The sequence below is a fragment of the Methylomonas sp. ZR1 genome, assembly GCF_013141865.1.
Lineage (GTDB): Bacteria > Pseudomonadota > Gammaproteobacteria > Methylococcales > Methylomonadaceae > Methylomonas.
On sequence record NZ_RCST01000001.1, the window covers coordinates 222,284 to 245,193 of the forward strand.

The following is a 22,910-nucleotide window of genomic DNA, read 5'->3' on the forward strand; positions in this document are numbered from 1 at the left end:
GCGAGACGTGAAGGAATAATTACGGTCATAGACGTAACGCATTACAGCGGCGGATAAATACGCGCCAATACCCCGTTGCGATGAATAGCGGTTCGCACCTAAGGTCTGCTTTTAGAAGTGTCCGGCTTCATTAAACCATTTCAATCCGGCCTGCCGTAGCGTTTGAAAGCCTGTTCCAACACGTCCACGGCATGACAGGCTTCCAGGGTAATCGCGACCTTGGCGGCCAGGACTTTGCGAGTGGCCCAGTCGACGACCGCCGTTAAATAAGCGAAGCCTTTGGCCAGCGGGATGTAGGTCGTATCCAGCGCCCAGACCTGATTGGCACGGTTGATGGTCATGCCGCGCAGCAAGTAAGGATAAATTTCATGCCCCAGCGTCTTCTTGCTAGTATTGGGCATGCAGTACACCGCCTCGATGCCCATTTTCATCATCAAGGTTTTCACCCGTTTGCGGCCAATGGGGATGCCTTGCAGATTGAGCCGATCCCGTAACTGGCGAGCGCCCATGAACGGGTGTTTCAGGTGCAGTTCGTCGAGTCGGCGCATGATGTCCAAATCGGGCTCCGAAACCGGCTTGGGCAAGTAATACACGCTACCTCGACTGATGTCCAATAGCTCGGCCTGCCGGCTGATGGGTAACTTCGATTGACGGTCGATCATCGCTTTGCGCCTTGTGCCCCTTGGGTATCAGCAATCCCGCCTTGGTGAGCGCGCCCTCTACCCACAGGGCACAAGTAAAAAATCGTTTTCCAACGTCAGTTGGCCGATTTTCGCATGCAGGGCTTGCAAATCGACGGGTGGCGATTCGGACTCCGCGGGTTTCCCAAACACTTCGGCAGCCCGCTCGCTCAGCTGCTTCTTCCAATCGACAATCTGATTTTGATGGACCTCGAACTCCTGGGTCAATTGGGTCAGGGTTTGATCGCCAGTCAGTGCTGCCAGCGCAACTTTGGCTTTGAAGGCCGGTGAATGTTTTCTTCTCGGTTTTTTGGACATCTTCTGCTCCATTGCTTTGTCCTTGCGGACGTTCAAAAGTAGCAGGGTTTTTCACTTAACCAAGTGTTCAATTTTTCGGCACCACCTCTGGATTTTGGAAAGACTGGAATCATCCGCGTTGGACAAACAGAACAAGTTTCGTTGATACTGGCTGAAGCTAATTTCAGCAGAGATTACAAGCCTGAAGGCACCAAATCATACTTTTGCAAAAATGACTAACGACATAGAATTAACTTACTCGCCGCTAAACTGTACCGTATCTAAAGACGGCTGTACTATTGAAATCAATATTTTCAAATCCGCTGATACGAATTGGTTCCTTGAGATCATTGACCAAAATAACTACTCAACATGTTGGGAGGATCAATTTGAAACCGACCAGCTTGCTTTCGATGAAGCAATGTCGGCAATCGAGGAAGAAGGCGTTTTGGCTTTTGTTGAACCCACTGAAGGTGAAGCTTTTCACTAGCCTTATGAAGGCTGCGAATCCACCAAATACCCTACGCGAGATTTACGCGACTTGGTTATGCTTGGTTGTGATTGGTACTGACTTTACGCGACTTGGTGTTTATAAAAAATACAATTAAAACAATTAGTTATGATTCATAAGTTGCACTTTTAATGCGATGGTCGTGCGTTAGAATCGCACACGACCCACCATCAAATTGATATACAAATCAACCAGTTGCTGAGAAATCAGAGCTGGTTTTTTTGTGCCTGAAATTTGGCTTGCGTGATTTTTTGCGTGACTTGATTTTCACCGGCTCCAAGCCAACTTTGTTGCTGTGCTGTATCGATTCATCATTTGATAGCTCCTTTCATTCGAACCAACATTCAGTCATTGATGAGAACAATCATCGGCGGCCTTAGCGGCCTCTGGTTGCGGTGCAGGTAGAGTTTTTTCAACGGGCTGTGGGTCGGGTTTAATTTTTTCTGCAAATTCGTTTTGCAGTTGCCAGCGCACAACGCGGTTTCGGCCCGATTCCTTGGCAACATATAACGCTTCATCGGCAAATTTGTTCAATTCGCTCGGGTCTTCCGGTTGGTCGAGGATACTGGCGACACCCAGACTCGCGGTCACCCAGGGTCCGGTTTCGTAACGGGCGACTGATTCGGATTTGATGCGTAACCGAATACGCTCTGCCACTGTAATGGCTTCGTCTACGCTTAAACCCGGTAGCACGATGCAAAACTCTTCGCCGCCGTAGCGGCCAACCAAATCAATTTTGCGGGTGTTGTTGGTTAATATTTCGGCGAGCAATTTGATGATGACGTCACCGGTGGCATGACCGTAATTATCGTTAACCCGTTTGAAATGGTCGATGTCGACCATAATGCAGCACAGCTCCAAATTGTTTTGCAGGGCATCGGCAAACGCCTTTTCAAACAGTTCGTTAAATGCTCGCCGATTCAAACAGCCGGTCAGAGAGTCCCTGGTGGCCAGAAAGTGCAATTCCCTGTTTTGCTCTTTAACCTGCGCCTGACTTTCCTCCAACTTGCTGACCATGGTTTGCAATTTGGTATTGCGTTCTTCTATTTCGGTGATGTCATCCAGCGTGATCAATACCCCTTGAGCTGTGTCGTTGCCAGAAAGAATGGGCGATGCGTTGATCACAAATTTAAATGTGTCATTGTCAGGACTAGTCAGTTTCAGATGCGCGCCAATCGAACTTTTGCCGGTTTTTAAAACAGTTTGCCAGGGCAGGTAGACGTCGGTGGTCGAATCGTCCGCGCTTTTCCATTTTAATTGCGAGGCCTTTTTCCCTAGCAAAGCCGACGTAGGGCTGGCGATTTTTTTCAGAAAGGCATCATTGGCCAAGACAATTTGCTCGTACTCATCAATGATGATGACGCCCTCGGCCAGCGTATCGAAAGCCGCGTTGACCCGGTCGGGAATCACGGCGCTGGGGTCGAGTACTTTCAAGGTTCTGAGCATGAACGCCAAGTAAATAAAAAAGCCGACAACCAAAAAGAATATCGCCATTTTAAAACTGGGGTGTTCAAGAAAATCTGAGGCCGATTCTCCGGCTATCGGCGCGAATTTAAATTCAATATCCCCCCATTTTTCCGAGTCGCGAAAAATAGGCACCACCAAATGCGTGGACGTGGATTTTTGGCTATCGTAATCGGCCCATTCTTTAACGTGATCGTTGACTTGAAAAATTAATTGATTGTTTTGCAAGCGGATGCCGGCGGAGAGAATGTCCGGGTTTCTCTTGATTAAGGCATTGAGCATTCGCTCAATGCGGTGTGGGTCTTGATCGGAGGCGATGGTGGAAAATTGAATGGCTAGCGCTTCGCTGATTTGTTTGCGCGACTCCAGCATAAAACTGGATTTATCCGGCATGAAACCCAACATTTCCGCTGCAAACAGTAAGCAGATACTCAGCATTACTAAAGCCAGACTGATGCGCATTGCCGGCAATAAAACTCCGACCGCTTTTTTTAGGGCGTCCATGATCTTAAATGATGCGATGTCGGAATATTAAACCGAAACTCAAGCAAACAGTTTCTGATCATCACGGGGTGTCTTCAGAGAGGGAGGATACTGAGTCAAGCTCTTTGGCTTCATTGTCTTTTGCCAGCCTTGATTTTTTGACTGATCGCATTATAGGCAATGGATCAAAGCGTTTCAGTAAGGGTACCGTGGACATAAAGCTGGCCATTAACGACCCAGCCCGCAAGATCCAGCTGACAAATCCGGCAGTCAGACCGGCGCTGGTCCCCAGAATGATTTTAATGTTTACCGGATTGGCGTCCTCTACGACCGTAGGGTCGCTCATTTGCTTGTGAATGTTTTCCAATCTGTTCCAAAACTCCACTTCTTCTTGCTCGCTTAAAGTCGTCTGGCTATCAATTCTGTATTCATCGATCGAGGGAATTCTGGATTCAAAGTGGTATTTTCGGCTAGTTTCGTTCCTGCGTGGTTCTTCGTTTTTATTAGTGTCCATCAGTCCGGATAAGCGCGGGCTATTTCCATTATCAATCCATGCGTTGGATTCTAAGATAAATCGATTGTCTGTTGCCTGCTTATCTGGTGGTGATTCATGCGTTAATTGATCGGCATGGGGGGTTAAATCAACAATCACCGCAAATTGATCGGTGGATGCGTGCTGACTTGCTGAAATATGTGTTTGAGCGTCGTCTCCCTGATTTTTATCATTCAAACCATTTTTTGGATTATACCTAATGATGTCGTGCAAAGTACTCGTCGTATCGTTAGATGCAATATAGTTAATCTTGGCGGCTATTGCGGTGGAGCCCGCTAATCCGTCGTTGACGGAGAGGCTAAAACTCGGCGCCGATTCATTGTTGCCGTCGTCGATGAATTGCACTTGGTTGGCGGTCAGCTGGGCGCTGGTAAAGCCGGTGATCGGTAATCCTGCACGGGATGCCAATTGGAAATACCCCCCCGTTACATCGCCGACCGTGTAAGTAAAACTGTCACTATCCGGATCGGTTATCCCAAAATGGGCCGCGCTAAGCGTGACCGTTTCCCCCTCGCTTACCGTCAAGCCCAGATTATTGATGATCGGTGCATCATTGATACCGGTGTAGTAGATCGTCGCGGATAAGGTATTGGAACTGAGGCTACCGTCGCTGACCGTGACATCAAAACGCGGCGCCACTTCATTGCTGTCATCGACAAACTGCACCTGGCCGGCGGCCAGCTGGGTGCTGTTGAAACTGGTGACGCTGATACCGGGATTGGTGGTGAGTTGGAAATACCCGCCACTCACGCTGCTGAGCGCATAGGTGACGCTGGCGTTGTCGGGGTCCGTGACGCCGAAGTTGGCGGCCGAAAGGGTGACGGTCTCGCCTTCATTCAACGTTAGGCTGGCACTGGTCAGGACTGGCACATCGTTGAGCGAGCTGTAGTTGATGGTCGCGGCCAGCGTATTGGAATTAAGTGTGCCATCGCTGGCTGTAGCGTTGAAGTTTGGCGGAGCCTCGTTGGCGTCGTCGACAAATTGCACTTGATTGGCGGCGAGTTGCGCGCCGGTGAAGCTGGTGATAGCAATGCCGGGGGCCGTTGTTAGTTGAAAGTAACCCCCTGTCAGCGCGCTGATGGTAAAAGTGAAATCGCTACTGTCTGCATCGCTGACGACAAAATCTGCGGCGCTCAGTGTCACCGTCTGGCCTTCGCTCAGGGTCAAATTGGTTGCACTGAGCAAAGGGGCATTGTCGTTGAGGTTGGTTATATTGATTGTAAAGCTTTGGCTGTTAGTCGAACCGTCGGAACTGGTCGCCAGCACGGTGATGCTGTGGCTGGTGGCGGCCTCGTAATCGAGCAGGCTGCCGTCGGCGACGGTGACCACACCGGTGCTGCTGTCGATAGCGAAGCGCCCGTTGGCGTTGTCCGTCAGGCTGTAGCTGATCGTCGCCCCCGTGTCGGCATCGCTCGCTAACGCCGTGATGCCCACCACCGTGCCGTTGGCGGTGTTCTCGGCGACACTGTTGGCGGTGGCATTGTTGTCACTGACCGCCGAGACCGGATTGTCGTTGAGATTGGCGACCGCCAAGGTCACGGCCTGACTACTGCTCAAGGTGCCGTCGCTGGCGACGACATCGAAACTGTAGCTGGACTTGCTTTCGTAATCGGCGAAGGCGTTGAGGGTGACTGCGCCGCTATTGGCGTCGATGGTCAATAACCCGGCATCAGTACCGCTTAGACTCCATGTCATCGGGTTGCCGTCGGCATCGCTACCGGTGGCGGTGTAGACCACGGTGTTGATCGGACTGTTCTCATTGACGCTGGCGCTGCTGCCGGAGCTGATCGCCGGGGTGTTGTCGTTGACGGCCGTATAATGGATCGTTGCGGCCAACGTGTTGGAATTCAACGCACCGTCATTAACAGTCATACTGAAACTCGGCGCCACTTCGTTGCCGTCATCGACGAACTGCACCAGACCGCCACTCAAATCGGCACTGGTGAATTGCGTGATCGAGTTACCCGCCGCGCTGCTCAATTGGAAGTAACCGCCGCTGACGCTACTGACCGTGTAGGTGAAGCTGGTATTGTCGGGATCGCTGACGCCAAAGTTGGCCGATGACAAAGTAACGGTATCGCCTTCATTCAAGGTCAGCGACGCACTGCTGATGACCGGCACCTCGTTAACATCAGCCAGCGAGATGGTAAATGTTTTATCGACGCTGAGCCCGCCAGTGTCGGTCGCACGAATGATGATGTCGTGGCTGGTCGCGGCTTCATAATTAAGTAGACTGTCGTTAGCGACGGTGATTTGGCCGGTGTTGGCGTTTATCGCAAAACGTCCGCCTGCATCGTTGATCAGCGCATAACTCCAATTTTCCCGCAGATCGTTATCAACCCCCACAACCGAGCCTACGACCGTGCCAATGGCGGTATTCTCGGCGATACTTGCCAAGGCAACAGTGCCGCCTTCCAGGCGCGCATTGGCCCAAACACCATGATCAAAAGCGTTGCCGTTATTGGCGTTGTCGATAGCAAGCCTTAACGTACTGGCTCCGGTCACGTCGATGTTCAGGTCGATAGGTGTGCTGGTGGAGTTTAGAATCGGGCTGCTATAAGTCTGTACACCATCGACATACACATAGAACTGCACCTTGCCATACGAGCCGGTTTGGTAATCGTTGATGCCGATTGTGGCCTTGAACGATGTGGCGCCATTGACCGCATAGTCGACATAACCGTAGCCATTGCCGCTAGCGGCGGGATGAGTTCCCAAGCCACGGGCGTAGCTGACCCCGTCCAGGACAATGCCGTAGCCACTATGTCCGGTATCGAGGGTTAAGTCATACATCGATTTTGTCAAATAGCTCTGCTCAGACAGATAGCGGGTCGCGGCAATGTCCGTTGGCGCTTCGTTGGCGGCGGTATAGTTGATTGTTGCTGCCAGAGTATTCGAATTCGCCGAGCCATCACTTACGGCAACGCTAAAGCTAGGCGCGACTTCATTGTCATCGTCAACAAATTGCACTTGATTGTTAGACAGTTGCGTGCTGGTAAAACTGTTGATGTTGAAGCCGAGGTTGGTCGTAAGCTGGAAAATACCGCCGGACACATTGCTGACCGTGTAGGTGAAACTGTTGTTATCCGGATCGGTTACGCCGAAGTTCGCCGCCGAAAGGGTGACGGTTTGGCCCTCGCTCAAGGTCAGACTGGCACTGGTCACAACCGGGGCGTCGTTGCTGGCAATAATACTGAGTGTGCCGGACACCACATTGCTGGTGCCGCCATCGCCATCAGTCAGATACCCTTGTAAGGTACGCACCAAATTTGACGGGGCGTCCGAGACATTCTGATAAGTAATGTTACGCCCTAAGGCCTGCGCAGCGGCCACGCTGGCGTTGCTGTTAAAACTGATGACCAAAGGTGTCGTGCCGTCGGTACCCCCGGTGAAAGTACCCATTACGACCCCACCGTAGCTGACATTGCTACCCGACACGCCGATTTGTCCACTGGCCGTGCCTTGATTACGGATCGCCAGACGATCTTCTGCTTGGCCGTTGGCGCTAAACGAAACTACCAACTGGCCGCCGTTAAAATCTGTCGAGTCAGCATCGGTCACGGTCGCAGTGGGTGCCAATATCACGGCGCCGGCATTTTCCGGATAACTGACGCTGCCAGTGGCAAAACTCAACACCGGCGCGTCATTGACCGCCGCGACCGAGATGCTGCGCGTTCCAATGTTACTTGCCGTCGTGCCGTCGGTCACACTAAAACTCACGGCGCGGCTGGCGGTGGACGGTGCATCGCTGGTGTTTTGATAGGTAACAGAACGCAGCGCGGTTTGGTATTGAGAAACGGTGGCCGTGCCGGATAAGGTCAGTGTGCCGGTGCTAGTATTCCAACTGCCGGTGATACCGTTTTGGTTGGTGAATGCCAGTACGTCCTGCCCGCTGGCGTAGTTGCCGGTGATTTGTACTGTTGCCCCGCTTAGGTTGGTGTTGTCGGCATCACTCAATGCCAGCGTCGCGGTTATCGCCGTGGCGCTGCCATTTTCGGTGTAAGCCAGCGTCGTGCCTTCAGTGGCCGACAGGACCGGCGCATCATTAACGGCGCTGATATTGATGGTCAGTGTATTGGCCGTACTATCTAGGGTTTGGCCGCCGCCATAGTTACTGCCGCTATCGACGATACTGAATAAAAAGCTGGTTGCGTCCGTGCCATTGGCAGCCGGTGTGTAGGTCAATTTTCCGGATTGAATGTCCGCGGCACTGATGGCGTCCAACTCCTGCGCGGCAACACCGTTTAAAAACAAGGTGCCTGCGCCGGGCAGGGATTCGATCCAGACCTGGCTGAGATTGTTGCCATCGGCGTCGGTGAACGGAAAATCGGCGGTGCTAAAGGTGTAAGCCGTATCCTCGGTAACCGTGATGGAGTGGTCTTGACCCACCGGCGCGCTATCCGGCGTTGCCGTGACAATCGTATTGGAAAATTCCGAGGTTTCGTAAAAGGTCGAGTAACTGGAATCGGTGCGGGTCGCAGTGACGGTGATGTACTGACCAGTTGCCAAGCGGGCATCGGAAAAATTAAATGACATGCTGGCGCTGCCTGAACCGCCGACCGCCATGTTCAACGCATTCAGAAAGGTCCGTCCCTCGCCGCTGGCCGTGGCATCCGAATACACTTCGATGCGGTAATAGCTGTTAGCCGCGCCGTTGTAGGTGCCGCTAAAGGTCAGATTCGTACCATTCACGACCGCCCGGGTTAACACCATCGTGTTCAACAGGCTGTTCGGGCCGCTATCGACATCGCCGGCGTCGTTGGCGGTGGCGCCATCGTCGGCCAGATCGATGCCAAGCCGGGTGTTGCCGTAAATGCTGTTCTCTAGAAACACGTTGCTGGAGCTAGTGCCCACAACCGTTATGCCTACATCGTTGTTGGCGATGATATTGCCGGCACCGGCTGTCGCGCCGCCGATCAAACTGCTGGTGGCGGAATTTTCAATGGCAACCCCTTGCATACCGTTCCCCAACGCCGTGACGCCATCCGCGCCAACCCCAATGTAGTTGCCTTGGACGACCGTACCGGTGGTGCCGCTATCGCTGATATAGATGCCTGCTTCGGTGTTGCCGGCAATGACGTTGCGATCCGCCGCCGTGGTGCTGCCGATTAGGGTGTTGTCCGCGCCGCCGATCACGGAAATCCCGTCCCAACTGTTTGCCAAACCGGCATTGCCGGATACGTCGGTACCGATATAGTTACCTTGGACAATATTGTTGTCGGCGCTTTCGCCATTGATAAAAATCCCGGAGTAATTGTTGCCCGAGATCAGATTGCCGGCTCCGCTTGTCGTGCCGCCGACAGTATTTCCAGATGATTCGATGGTAATACCGGAATTGGCATTGCCTAAGTCGACCATGCCGGAAATATCGGTACCGATATAGTTGCCGGTAATGACGTTGCCGTTTGCCGAGCCGCCGGTCAAGGTAATACCCGAACTGCTATTACCGGAAATGACGTTACGCGCTGCGACTGTTGTGCCGCCGATGGTGTTGTTAGCCGATTGCACATAAATACCGCCGCCGGCATTGGCCAGCGCGGCGGTTCCGGTGGCGTTGAGACCGATCAGGTTGCCTGCGATCAAGTTGTTGCTGGCAGGCGCTTCCAACTGAATCCCCACCCAGTTGGTGGTACCGCTGATGACGTTGCCTTCGCCGGCGACCGTTCCGCCGATGCTGTTACCGGCGGCACTAACCCAAACACCCTGATTGGCATTGCCGACTGCATTCGCACCGGAGGCGTCGGTGCCGATGTAGTTACCCTTGATTACGTTGCCTGTGGTCGAGCCGTTGTCGGTATTCAAGCCGATACCAAGACTGGTATTGCCGGAGATTACGTTGCGATCCGCCGCCGAGCTGCCGCCGATGATGTTATTGGCGGAATTCCAGATGCTGACACCCACTGCGTTGGCGGCGGCGCCGGTGCCTGTAGCGTTAAGGCCTATCCAGTTACCGGCAATGGTGTTGCCGCTACTGCCGGCGATAGTGATGCCGCTGCCGGTAAAGTTTTGAATCACCAGGCCGCGCATGGTGCTGCCATCGCTGCCGCCGTAGAGCTGTATGCCATCTTGAATACTACCGGCGCCGTTCAAAACAATTGCGGGTTTGTTGGCGCTGAAGCTGTCGTCGCTGGTCGCATCCAGCACGACTTGACTAGTAATCGTCAAGGGTGCCGTCAGATTGATGGTATGCACCGACGAACCGCTGATGCCGAAATAAATATAATCCGTGCCGGCGGTATTGTTGGCGGCGGCAATCGCCTCCCGCAGCGAGATGCCATCGCCGCCATCGCTGGCGATCAATGCGCTGATCGAACTGGTATCAGCCGAAGCGCTGATGGTATCCGAGGTGTTGGTGACAACGATGGCGCCGACATGCACATCCAGAACGTCGGTATCGGTTAAAGTGCCACCCGAACCGGTATTGCCTTGATCGCTGGTGGTCATGGTCAGTTGCGCCAAGCCACGGTAGTTGCTAGCGGGTGTAAAGGTCAGGCCATTATTCAGTGCGGTGTTGATTGCCGACACTGTGCCGGAATAAATCATGCTACTGCTGCCGTTGGTGCCGCTGACCAAGGTCAAGCCCGCATTACTGGCCAGCGTCAAGCTACCGTGGCTGATGCTGAGCGTCACTTGCACATTGCTGGAGGCTGCATCTGCATCGGCAATTTGTAGGGCATTGCCATTCGCGCTGGAGAAAGTTTTGCTGGTATTGACGGCGGTGTAACTGTTGGCGGGCAGACTGTTGACCGGCGCATCATTGACCGCCGCGACCGAGATGCTGCGCGTTCCAATGTTACTTGCCGTCGTGCCGTCGGTCACACTAAAGCTCACGGCGCGGCTGGCGGTGGACGGTGCATCGCTGGTGTTTTGATAGGTAACAGAACGCAGCGCAGTTTGATACTGGGCGACGGTGGCCGTGCCGGTTAAGGTCAGTGTGCCGGTGCTCGCATTCCAACTGCCGGTGATGCCGTTTTGATCGGTAAACGCCAGTACGTCCTGCCCGCTGGCGTAGTTGCCGCTGATCTGCACCGTGGCGCTGCTCAGATTAGCGTTATCGACCTCAGTAAGTACCAGGCCTGAGGTAATCTCTGTCGCAGTGCCGTTCTCGGTGTAAGCCAGGGTCGTGGCTTCGATGGCGGAAATGAGCGGCGCATCGTTGACTGCCGTTACTGTGATAGCCACCGTATCGGTGTCTGTTAAGGTCAGGTCTCCGGCGAGTGCGGCAATTTCCGCCCCAGTTAAAGCGCGGTTATAAATCCGTGCTTCGTCTATCTTGCCATTGAAATCGTAGGTAGTACCACCGTTTCCGTGCTTGCCGATAAAACTATTGGTTCCCTGACTGTAAGCGATGGATGTGGTGTAAGCGGTAGAGGCCACGGCAACGCCGTCTATATAAACCGCTTGGGTATGGGCTACGCTGTCGATGGTGTATGCAACGTGGTGCCAGCCGGTACCGGCCAATGTCGTAGCCGTTTCGGTAAATCTGAACGTGCCGCTATCGACATAACTACCTTTGATTTTGCCGCCGGCATCCAGGCGTAATATCACGTTGTCGCCCAGCGAAATGACTTCTGCACCCCCCGTGTCGGCGGATGTCAAGTTTACCCAGGCCGCCAGGGTGACACTGGATGGCTGGCCATAAACCCCAGTAGTTTGCACATAACCGTCGCCAGCCAAGCTCAGCACATTGCCGCGGGTAGTGTCATTGACGGACGTGCCATTGACGACCGAGGCCGTGGAACCGGCCGCCGGACTGCTATCGGTCTCCAGTGCGCTAGTGTTATCGAAAGCGTAACGGCCCAAGAGGCCGGTATCGATATCCAAACTCAGGAGTACCGAGTCTTTGGTGGCTAATGTCAGCGTCGCGCTGCCGCTGTATTCGGCAGTGGGCGTGAAGCTCAAGCCATTCAGCGCCGTGTTGATGGCGCTGGCCGTGCCACGAAACCTCATCGTGTTGTCGGCCGTGCCGTCACCAGCTGCAAAGGTCAAGCCGGTGGTGCCGCCCAAGGTCAGGGTGCCGTTGGTGACCGTCAGAGTGATTTCGTTGTTTGCGCCGCCGGCATCAGCGTCGGTTATCGTAATCGCATTGCCATTGGCCGATGAGAACACTTTGGCCGTGTCCTCATTCGTCGTTTGTGCTGCGGGTACTGTATTAACAGGCGCGGTGTTTATACTTGCTTTGATAGATACCGCACCTATCGACCAATCGGCAGCAAGTAACGCTGAACCGCTCATCGTTACTGAGCTCGCGCCTTCCGCCACGGAAGAGCCTGCCTTTGCCGTAGACAGTAGGGGAGAGCTGCTCCATTGCGAAGTTTGCCCGGTACCCGTAGTATCAGCTGAAATAGCTTTCCAATACTGCACGTCGATAACTAAATCGCCAGTCGCACTGGCGACATTCACCGTGCCTGATCCCCCCAACAAACCGGTGGTGCCGGTGTTGCCAGCGTAAGTACCGTAGGGCATCGATTGGTTAACACCGTTAAAGGTCGATGCACCCGCAGCAGCTTCTGTATTTCCGGTAAATGATATAACGACGTTATCGGTTCCCGCTGTGGGGTTGACCAACGCCCAAATTTCGACGGCGTGATTGGCTGCTGTGCGCCCTACGCGGGTGAGATCGGCGGTACCGTATTTAACGCTGTTGACCCCAGCGCTGCCGTCATCAATGGCAATCTCGACAAATAGTACCCGGTCGAAGCCGGCACTGACCGTATGCGACCACGTCAGTTGGTTGGTGCTGGTGCTGCTGGTGGATGTCACTGTGCCATTGGCAGTTACCGCCATCAAGCCAGTCCATTCGCTTTGACCCGCCGCGCTGACTACAACTTCGGTTTCGACGTCGCCGGTTTGGTATTCAAGTAGCCAGTCCCCTCCCAAATCCGCACTGCCGGTGGTATCTTCCGACGCCGCGACGTCGATATTGGTGATCCCGGACAGATAATCGACAAAACTCTGCCCAAATTGCGTTTCCGCGACATTACAGCCGTAAATCAGAATATCGCCGTCGGTATTGAAGGCATCTCCCCAGGCGCTGATGTCGGTCTGGTTTTGAATCAAGGTATCGAAATTGAGTTGACTGTTGCCTAAATCCAGGCTGCCGTCGCTGCCGTGCGAGATGATATGCACCGCGTCCAGATTGTCGCGCTCGGCCAGAATCTGCGTGATTTGTTGAATGCCGTCAGTGCTACTGTCCAGCGTAATGATTTCCAGATTACGGTTGGAAACGTCGCTGCTTTTGATGTCGTTTAATAGCGATTCGTAGCCCTGGACGCGGGTATCGACAAACACGATTTCATTGCGGCTGGTCTCGCTGGTGCTGGTTTGCGCGGGGGGCTGTTGGGTGTCGGCGGGCGGTGTCGCGTTGGCGTAGGTCGCGTTGGGGGCCATGAGTTGTTCGGTCAAAAGCCCCTCGATGCCGCCGGAGAACAGCTGTCGAGATTCCAACTCTTCCAGAATCGGTTTGGAGTGGTAGTGCTTGAGATGTGACTTTGAATTCATGGGCGTTGAAAGTTGCAGTTTGACCGATGAGCATGGAACGCCGTTGGCATCGGATGCCTTAGATGCTGCTAGAGTTTAGCGACTTCGCTTTAATTATTCTGTGATTGCAGCAAATAATCCGTAATAGAACACAGATAAGCCTGCTCAAAATGTGCAGTGGTTAAGTGTCGGAGGGTATATGGAAAAAATGGAGCGCTTGTGGCTTTTATTTGTATTAGCCCCACTCTTAAATACCGATCACCCCTCAAAGAGCAAACCAGCTTGAGTTTCGACGACCTCAGCCCGAACGGAATACCGGTAGTTTCCCTACTACAGCTCCGGTTTCCATTCTATACTTCCGCTTGATTTAAACACTGTCTAATTTGGAGGGACGCCCTTGCTTGATCCTGCCGAGATCGATTCGCAAGCAGATTTGATCGAACACACCTTGCAAGAAATCAAAGGTTTGGTTTCTTTGCCCGAGGTATATCAGAAAGTTAGAAATTTGATCGACGATCCTAATTCGGACATCGAGCATTTTGTTGAAGTTGTGGCCAGCGATTCCAACTTAAGCGTAGCCGTGTTGCGGGTCGCCAACAGCGCTTTTTTTGGTTTTCCGGGAAAGATCGACAGCTTGAGTCGCGCCGTCAATATGTTGGGCATCGGGCAGTTACATGACTTGGTGCTCGCTACCTCGGCGATTGCCTCGTTAAAATTGCCCAATGAGATCATGCCGCTGAAAACCTTTTGGCGGTTCAGCTTGTTCTCGGCGGTGTTGACCCGGTTGTTGGCAAGCCAGCTAAAATTCCCCAAGAGCGAACGCCTGTTTGTGATTGGTTTGTTGTATGAAATAGGGCATCTGGTGCTTTACGCAAAGCACCCTGAGTTGGCGAAACGCGCGATGGAACTGTCCCGGAATAACCAGGAATTACTGCACATCGCTGAACAAAAACTGTTGGGTATGCATTATGGCGAGATCGGTGCCAAACTCATGGCGCAATGGTGTTTGCCGGCGCATTTTCAAGACATTGTGCATTATCAGCCCACCCCTGACCTTGCCCCGGATCAGCGCAGGGAAACCGCACTACTGCATCTGGTGCGGGCCTGCGCCGAAAAATACATATCAGGGCATATGCGCGCAATCGAGGAAAGCGTATCCGCGGACATTTGGGAAATTTTGCAACTCAATGCCGAACAGTTGGCAGAGACTGTCGAACAAGCTTTAAAAGCCGCGACTGAGATGGAAAAGCTCATGTTCAATTAAGCCGCTATGAGAGCTGAACAACAATTCCTTTGCGATTTGGCCGAAAAAATTTCGATGCCTGAGGTGTATCTGAAAATCAGGCTGTTATTAGAAAAGCCGGATGCCAGAATCCGCGACTATGTCGCTGTGCTGCAAACCGATTCTATGTTGACCGTCCGTATAATCCGCATGGCCAATAGCCGCTTCTTTGGCTTTAACCGCAAAGCCTACGATCTCTACGATGCAATCAGCTTGATTGGTACCATTCAGTTGCATGATTTGCTGTTGAGTAGCCTGTGCATGCGCACGTTTTGCAATATTCCCGACGCGGTGATGGACTTGAAGGAGTTCTGGTTGCATGGCATCGAATGCGGCATCGCCTGCCGTACGCTGGCTAAACTGGCCGGACTACCCGCTGGACATCGTTTTTTTGCACTGGGGTTGTTATTGGAAATCGGCCACGCGGCGATGTTTGTCAAAGCCCCGGAACAGGCGCTGGACGCATTGCTGGCAAGCCGGAAGCAGGGCTTGCCGATTGACGAGCAGGAACGGCTGTTGTTTGGCTTTGATTATTGTCAGTTGGGCTCGGAGTTGATGCGTTTATGGCATTTACCCGAGGTGTATTCGCATATCATCGGTCACCAACTGCATCCCGAACTTACCGATCCGCATTATCGCAACGAAACCTATCTGGTTTATCTGGCGCAGCAAGTGTTTGCGGAGCCGGAACAATTTAACCAAGCGCTCAGTGGCTTAAAGGATAGCCAGCAACAATTTGCCGCCATCCCCAGTAATTTGAAAGACCTGGTCAGTCAGGAAATAGCCAACCATCTCGATGACATATTTCTGATGTTGTGCCCGCAGAGTGTGGTTCAGAGTAATGCTTGTGCGGAAGGTTTTCCGTCATGAGCGTTAGATTTGCCCAACAGTGGTTGGAGATAGTCTGCCGCATTGTGCCGGAAACTGAGGCTGCGGCATTGATGGTGAGCGATGCGGATGGCAAAACGCTGCGGCTGTTGGCGAAATGGCCGGAGAACCTCGCCGATGCTGCTGAGCTATCGGCTATTTGCAAACTCACACTGGATAAAAATCAACCCAGCTACATGCCTAATGTGGCAAAGCCTGATCAACGGCAATATGACTTTTTCGGTCTGCCGGTATTTGACGGTTCGGTACTATTAGGTGTGATTGCGCTCAAACTGGAGCATGCTGTTGCTGATCGGCGCGCGGCTGTTTTTACCGCGCTGGAGCAGAGCGTGGAGTGGTGGCGTTTGGCGCAAGGCCGTTTGCAGCAGAACGACGATTTTTACAGCTCCGTAGTCGGTTTGCTGGCGGCTTGTTTCGAGCAAAATAGTTACCGCGAGGTTTTGATTAGCCTGGGTACGGAATTGACGCGCATGCTGGGTTGCGATCGGGTTGCCATTGGCGAATTCAAAGACAACTACAGTACGGTAGTGGCGATTTCCAACAACGCGCAAATCGACCAGCAGGCCAATCTGTTGCAAAAAATCGCCGATGCGATGGACGAAGCTATCGAGCAGGATAGCGTGGTGGTGGTTCCTGACGTCAAATCGGTCAGCATCCAGCGCGCCCATCAGGAAGTCGTCCGCAAGTATGGCTATGGATCATTGCTGACCGTGCCTATGCTGCATGACGGTCAGTTTATCGGCGCGGTTACCCTGCTACGCAGCGAAGAACAATCCTTTGATAAGGAAACCGTGCTACTTTGCCAACAAGCCCTGGCGCTGATCTCGCCCTTTCTGGCCTTAAAAAAACTCGACGAACAAGCGTTGTCGGTAAAAATCGGCATCAAGCTTAAACAGCGGCTGGCCGAACTGATGGGCGTCAAACACTTCAAAGTGAAATTGACCGCCCTGGGCTTGGTGTTGTTCTTGTTGATCAGCTCTGTGTGGCGCAGTGATTTTCGGGTGACCGCCAACGCGGTGTTGGAAGGCAAAATTCAGCGGGTGGTCGCTGCGCCCATTTCCGGATTTTTGCAATCGGCGGCGGTACGGGCCGGCGATACGGTGCGGCAAGGCGAATTCATGGCTAGCCTGGACGATGCGGAATTACAACTGGAATTAAGCAAGCTGGACGGGCAGTTGCAAAAATTCCGTCGCGAATACCGCGAAGCCCTGTCTGGTGGTGATCTCGTGAAAGTCAGGGTCATTAGCGCGCAAATCGACCAGGCCGATGCGGAGATGGAGCTGACCCGCCAGCAGTTACAGAAAATCAATCTGGCCGCGCCATTCGATGGAGTGGTGATTGAAGGCGATTTGAGTCAGAAGCTCGGTTCACCGGTCGAACGCGGTGAAATCCTGTTCAAAATTGCCCCGTTGGAAGGTTACCGCATCATCCTGAAGGTGGATGAAAGCCTGATTTCCTATGTGCAGGCAGGTCAAAAAGGCTCTTTGGTGTTGGCCAGTATGCCCAGCCGGACCTTTCCGCTACAGGTGCAAAAAATTACCGCAGTGGCCAAAACCGATAGCGGCAAGAATATCTTCCGCGTCGAAGCCAGTCTGGAAAATGCGCCTGAACTATTACGGCCGGGCATGGAGGGTGTTGGCAAGATCGAAGCCGGACGCGCTAGTTTATTGTGGATCTGGAGCCACGACATGCTGGCTTGGCTGCGTTTGTGGATTTGGTCCTGGTGAATCGGATGCTGAGGTTTGCTCATGGCTAACGAACTGTTCAGCCCGCACTGGTACCGGGTCGCCAAGCTCAAACCCAAATTGCATAGCCATATCGAGATTCATCGCCACGAGTACCGCGGCCTGATCTGGTACATCCTGGAAGACCCTAATACCGCCCGCCATCAGCGCTTTAACAGCCTGGCCTACCAGTTCATCGGGCTGTTGGACGGCAAGTTGAGCGTACAAGAGATTGCCGACATCCTGAATCGGCAGTTGGGCGACTATGCCCCCAGCCAACAAGACCTTATTCAACTACTGGGGCAATTGCATCAGGCCGATTTGATTCAAACCGAAGCCTTGGTCAACACCGAAGAATTGTTTGAGCGTCAGGCGCGTTTAAGCAGTGCGAAAAGCAATCAGCGATTGTTGAATCCGCTCTCGCTGAAATTGCCGTTGTGGGATCCGGACGAGTTTCTCAGCAAACATGCGTCTAAAGTGGCGGGTCTGTTCAGCGTCAAGTTCGGCGTGGTCTGGCTGCTAGTCATTGCAATTGCTTCGCTGCAAGCAGGGGCTAATTGGCCGGAAATCAGTCATCATTTTGAACTGAACGCCTTGGCTCCCTACAATTTTTTGATCATGTTCTTGTTGTACCCCTTGATCAAAATCCTGCATGAATTGGGGCATGGCTTTGCGATGAAGTTGAAAGGCGGCGAAGTGCATGAAATGGGTGTCAATTTTTTATTGTTCATGCCGGTGCCTTACGTCAATGTCTCCGCCGCCAACCATCTGCGTAACAAGTACGACCGGATGTTGATCAGCGCCGCGGGCATTTTGGTGGAAGGATTTCTGGCCGCGCTTGGCCTATTCTTGTTTTTGAGCACCGAGACCGGGTTTGTCCAGGATATGGGTTTCGACATCCTGCTGACCGGCGGCGTGTCGTCGTTGTTTTTTAACGGCAACCCGTTATTGAAGTACGACGGCTATTACATTCTGGCCGATGCCTTGAGCATTCCGAATTTGTATCAGCGTTCAAGCCAAATCTGGGCTTATTTGGCCCAGCGCTATTTGTTTGACTTGAAACAGGCGGTGTCGCCGGCCTCCGCGCCGGGCGAAACGGCTTGGTTTGTCATTTATAGTTTGGCATCGCTGACTTACCGCCTGATGATGTTGTGGTTTGTCTGTATTTATCTGACCGAAAAATTTTTCTCACTGGGTATCGTCGTTGCGTTGTTGATGGTGTCATTACAGGTCGTGTTTCCGCTGTATAAAGCCATACGTTTTGTGTTTACCAGCCCCAGTCTGAGTCGGAAAAGAGATAAGGCGCTGTTGACCACGGCAGGCGTAGCCTTGTTGGTTGTTCTGGTTTTTGGTGCTTTGCCGATTCCCAATTACACGCTGGCTGAAGGCGTGGTGTGGCTACCCGATGAAGCGTTGATCAAGGTGGAGCAAGAGGGTTTCATCGGCGAATTGCTGGTGAAATCCAATCAGTTTGTGAATCAGGGTGATGTGTTGCTGACCATGCATGATGACGCATTGGAAGCCAAAGCCAAGATCGCTCGCGCCAAAGTGGCCGAGTTGCAAAGCCAATATCGGGCGGAGAAAGAAAACGATTTGGTGAAGGCGGAAATTTTGAAAGAATCGCTGCGCGTTGCGGAATCCGAACTGGATCATTTGAATCATAAATCCAGCGCGATGATCATTAGTGCTGCTAAATCCGGTTATATCCTGTTGCCCGATGCCGACGATCTGACTAGTAGCTATTTGCGCCAGGGTGAGTTGATTGGTTACATTCTGGATGAACAGCCACCGACCATCCGCATGGTGGTAACACAAGACAATATTGGCTTGCTAAGGCAAGGCAGTCCGGAAATCAGCGTGCGTCTGGTTAGCGACCCGTATCGCGAATACCCGGCCAACATCATCCGCCTGGCGCCGGAAGCGACCAATACGCTGCCCAGCCCGGCCCTGGCGACCACCGGCGGCGGCAAGATCCGGGTGAATACGGAAAACGAACAAGACATGCAAACCCTGCAAAAAATCTTTTTGGTCGATCTGGACTTCTCGCCGCCGAAAAATCTGCCGATAGGTATGCGCGCTTATGTGCGGATCAACCATGGCGGCGAATCGATTATGACTCAGCTTTACCGCCGGGTACGTCAGGTATTTTTGAGGCAGTTCAATGTCTGAGTTGGTGTTGCGTCCAGGGGTGCATTTTGGCAGCTACCCGCAAAAGCCGGAAAGTCGACTAAGTGATTTCGAACAAGGCGCGGCGGCATTTTTCGACAAACTCCACAAGCGCCTGAACCGCCAGCGTTTCAGCCAGGCTTATATCGTCAGTCGAGTTGAAAAAGTTGCCGCCCCGTTAAGCCACTACAACGAGCAACAGTTGACCATCGCCATTCTGGAGTTGCGGGAAAATCTGTACCGGCATGGCCTGACCGAAGAGCTGATGATCAGAGCCTTCGCGCTGATTCGCGAAACCGCCGGTCGGACTCTAAATAAACGGCATTTTGACGTGCAATTGTTTGGTGGCTGGTTAATGATCAACGGTATGCTGGCGGAAATGGAAACCGGCGAAGGCAAAACACTGACCGCGACCTTGCCGGCCTGCACCGCTGCTTTGGCAGGCATCCCGGTGCATGTGATTACTGCTAACGATTACCTCGCGGCGCGCGATGCGGAGATTCTGAAACCGCTTTATCTGCGCCTGGGCTTGAAGTCCGGCGCGGTGGTTGACGGTATGGACCTTGAACTGCGCCGAAAACTGTATCAACAACCCATCGTCCATACGACGAATAAACAAATTGCCTTTGATTATCTGCGTGACCGCATCGAGATGGGCGAGGATGTGGGTTTGTTAAAATTTCAATTCAAGCAGATTCAACAGCAAATCAAACAGCCGCAAAGCAATCCTCTGATCATGCGTGGCTTATGCTTTGCCATCATCGATGAAGCCGATAGTGTATTGATCGACGAAGCCAAAACGCCGCTGATCATCACCCAGGCCCGGCCGAGTGAGGCGTCTCCGGAAACCTACGGTGACGCCTTGTATCTGGCCTCGTCATTGTTCATCAACGACGACTTTGTCATGGATCCCAAAACTCGCGACGTGGAACTGACCCCGCAAGGCGAAAATACCCTTGCGGATATGATTATCGGCTTGGGACCGAGTTGGAAAAACAAGCGCTGGCGGGAAGCCATGGTCAAACAGGCGCTAATCGCCGAGTATTGCTTCAAGCGCAACAAGCAATACATCCTGAAAGATAACAAGGTACAAATCATCGACGAGTTTACCGGCCGGGTGATGGAGGATCGGTCTTGGGAGCAGGGCTTGCAACAAATGATAGAAGCCAAGGAAGGTTGCTTGATTTCCGAACAACGCGAGCCGCTGGCGCGGATCAGTTACCAGCGCTTTTTCAGCTGCTATCTCAAACTGGCCGGTACTTCGGGCACGGTGCGGGAAGTGGCCGCGGAAATGCAGCGTGTTTATGGTTTGCATAGCGTAAAAGTGCCTACGCACAGAGTATCGAAACGGATTTTGTTCAGCGAACGGATTTATGCCACGCAGGCAGCCAAGCAGGGCGTGTTTCTGCAACGGGTCCGCGAGTTGCACGCACTAGGCAGGCCGGTATTGATAGGCACCGGTTCGGTTGCCGAGTCGCTGGAGGTCAGTGTTTGGCTGGAAGCGGCGGGTTTGGTTCACCGGGTGTTGAATGCGGAACAAGATCAACACGAGGCTGAGATCATCGCGCAAGCCGGGCAGTTGCACGCTATTACGGTAGCTACCAATATGGCCGGACGTGGCACCGATATAGCCCTGGGATTGGGCGTGGCGGAGTTGGGCGGTTTGCACGTGATTGCTTTGAACTGCAACGAATCCCGCCGTATTGACCGGCAACTATACGGGCGCTCTGCCCGGCAAGGCGATCCGGGTAGCTGCGAAGCGATACTGTCGCTGGAGGATACGGCGCTACGGGAGTTTTATTCGTCTGCTATTCTCAAGACTATGGCCGGCCTGGCTAAAGATCAGCAAGCTTTGCCGGGTTTTTTGGGAAACCTGATATTACGTCTGCCGCAAATTTATAACGAGCGGCAACAGCGCAACGTCAGAAGGCAACTCAGCAAACAGGATAAGCATTTGTCGCGTATTTTGGCGTTTTCCGGCAAGTTTGAATAAACGCTGTGGCCTTAAATTTACTATTTTGTTAAAAATCAGACCGTTTCAAATCAAACTAATCGATTAGTGATTTTTACATGCCCATACGCCACCATTTTTTTTGCGCATTAATCGGTCCTGGCCTGTTCAGTGGCACCGTGTTTGCCGCCAATCTGGATTGCATGGTCAAGCCGGAAATGTACGTCGAGTTGAGTAGCCCGGTGGCGGGGACTGTCGCAGCGCTATTGGTCGATAAGGGTGATCACGTTGCCAAAGGCCAACCGCTTGCCCAATTGGAAGCGTCGGTGGAATTGGCCAAGTTTAACCAGGCCAAGGCCGATGCCGAGACCAATAGCGAGGTACGCAATCAGAAAGTGAAACTGGAATACGCCACGCGCAACCGCACCCGCTATCGCAGCTTAGCCACGACCAGTGTTATTTCACAAATAGAGAAAGACAAAGTCGAGACCGAAGTGGTGTTGGCTGGAATCGAGTTGAGAAAGGCAGAGGAACGCAAAAAGTCGGCGATGTTGGCATTGGAAATGGCCAAGGCGCAACTGGAGGTTAAAACCATCAAAAGTCCGATAGACGGTATTGTGATAGACCGCTATGCGATGCCCGGCGAGTCCGTTAGTGATCGCGCGATTATGAAGCTGGCGCAAGTCAATCCGTTGCGCGTTGAGCTGATCGCGCCGACTGAATATTTTGGTCTGATTCAGCCTGGTATGGAAGTGGAAGTACGCCCTGAACTGCCGGCCAAAAAAGTCGTGAGAGCTAATGTCACCAAAGTGGACCAATTGATCGATCCGGCCAGTGGCAGCTTTACGGTGCGCATGACCTTGCCTAATCCCAGCGACGAACTGATCGGCGGCGTCAACTGTATCGCTACCTTCGATTTTGCCACGCCAGCCCCAACCACGACGCCGACTCCCCCGCCTTTTGTACCGCAGAACGTGGCGCCGGTGAGTCCGGTCATCAAGCGTTGAGCCAAGCAACAGCGCTTACCCGCCGCATTGATACTAACAAATAGGGTGGATTGACAAGCGAACGCCTACCGGTGTTTTTCCTGTCTGAAGCCTCGCGAGAACGGTTTGATGCGGCATATCGGGCAAATTAGCGCAATTCAGGTATATGCTTCGAAGCTGGTATAGCAATTATCTCGAAAACTGCGAGGCAACAGGCAACTCATACAAAGGGCTTGGAATAAAATTGGCTGCTCTCAAGTAGAGTTGTAGCCATTAAATCCGTGAACAAGAGGTAGCCAATGTCATACATGTCAATTAATTCAGGCGCGTCGCAAATTTACAGTGCTGCCGGAACCAATGTTCCGACAGTCAAAAAGGCGCAGCCAAACAGCCCCATACAAGCCTTCCAGCAAGTCCAACCGGTTGCTAAAGACGCCTCCGATCA

The 22,910-nt window shown here is 52.9% G+C and carries 11 protein-coding genes; 7 read left to right on the forward strand and 4 right to left on the reverse strand.

Going from position 1 to position 22,910, the window contains the following annotated elements; all coding sequences use genetic code 11:
* Positions 1-140: 140 nt before the first annotated feature.
* Positions 141-662: a DDE-type integrase/transposase/recombinase gene (locus tag DDY07_RS01035; protein ID WP_171694468.1), complete on the reverse strand. Its 522-nt coding sequence runs from the start codon at positions 660-662 to the stop codon at positions 141-143.
* 57 nt (positions 663-719) lie between these two features.
* A complete protein-coding gene (locus DDY07_RS01040) occupies positions 720-998 on the reverse strand; it encodes a transposase (protein ID WP_171694469.1) in 279 nt (92 codons plus the stop codon).
* 211 nt (positions 999-1,209) lie between these two features.
* Here DDY07_RS01040 and DDY07_RS01045 point away from each other — a divergent pair, with 211 nt between their 5' ends.
* The gene (locus DDY07_RS01045; protein WP_171694470.1) at positions 1,210-1,467 is read left to right on the forward strand and encodes a hypothetical protein; all 258 of its coding nucleotides are present in this window, start codon (positions 1,210-1,212) and stop codon (positions 1,465-1,467) included.
* A 369-nt stretch (positions 1,468-1,836) separates the two neighbouring features.
* On the opposite strand, the gene DDY07_RS01050 is transcribed toward DDY07_RS01045, so the two are convergent.
* Positions 1,837-3,456 carry a sensor domain-containing diguanylate cyclase gene (locus DDY07_RS01050; protein ID WP_171694471.1) on the reverse strand — a complete coding sequence of 540 codons (1,620 nt, stop codon included), beginning with the start codon at positions 3,454-3,456 and terminating at the stop codon, positions 1,837-1,839.
* 61 nt (positions 3,457-3,517) lie between these two features.
* Positions 3,518-13,489: a cadherin-like domain-containing protein gene (locus DDY07_RS01055; RefSeq protein ID WP_171694472.1), complete on the reverse strand. Its 9,972-nt coding sequence runs from the start codon at positions 13,487-13,489 to the stop codon at positions 3,518-3,520.
* A 376-nt stretch (positions 13,490-13,865) separates the two neighbouring features.
* Here DDY07_RS01055 and DDY07_RS01060 point away from each other — a divergent pair, with 376 nt between their 5' ends.
* The 6 genes from DDY07_RS01060 (at position 13,866) to DDY07_RS01085 (ending at position 22,486) form a co-directional block, all read left to right on the forward strand.
* Entirely contained in the window at positions 13,866-14,732 is an 867-nt protein-coding gene (locus DDY07_RS01060; RefSeq protein ID WP_171694473.1) for an HDOD domain-containing protein, read from the forward strand.
* 6 nt (positions 14,733-14,738) lie between these two features.
* Positions 14,739-15,620, forward strand: a complete 882-nt coding sequence (locus tag DDY07_RS01065; protein ID WP_171694474.1) for an HDOD domain-containing protein — start codon at positions 14,739-14,741, stop codon at positions 15,618-15,620.
* The gene (locus DDY07_RS01070) at positions 15,617-17,365 is read left to right on the forward strand and encodes an efflux RND transporter periplasmic adaptor subunit (protein WP_171694475.1); all 1,749 of its coding nucleotides are present in this window, start codon (positions 15,617-15,619) and stop codon (positions 17,363-17,365) included. The genes DDY07_RS01065 and DDY07_RS01070 overlap by 4 nt, the downstream gene beginning before the upstream one ends.
* A 21-nt stretch (positions 17,366-17,386) precedes the next feature.
* Positions 17,387-19,531: a biotin/lipoyl-binding protein gene (locus DDY07_RS01075; protein WP_171694476.1), complete on the forward strand. Its 2,145-nt coding sequence runs from the start codon at positions 17,387-17,389 to the stop codon at positions 19,529-19,531.
* Entirely contained in the window at positions 19,524-21,521 is a 1,998-nt protein-coding gene (locus DDY07_RS01080) for a prepilin peptidase (RefSeq protein ID WP_171694477.1), read from the forward strand. Before DDY07_RS01075 ends, DDY07_RS01080 begins: the two co-directional genes overlap by 8 nt.
* 77 nt (positions 21,522-21,598) lie before the next feature.
* Positions 21,599-22,486 (forward strand): efflux RND transporter periplasmic adaptor subunit, encoded by an 888-nt coding sequence (locus DDY07_RS01085; RefSeq protein WP_171694478.1) that lies wholly within the window; start codon positions 21,599-21,601, stop codon positions 22,484-22,486.
* Positions 22,487-22,910: the final 424 nt, after the last annotated feature.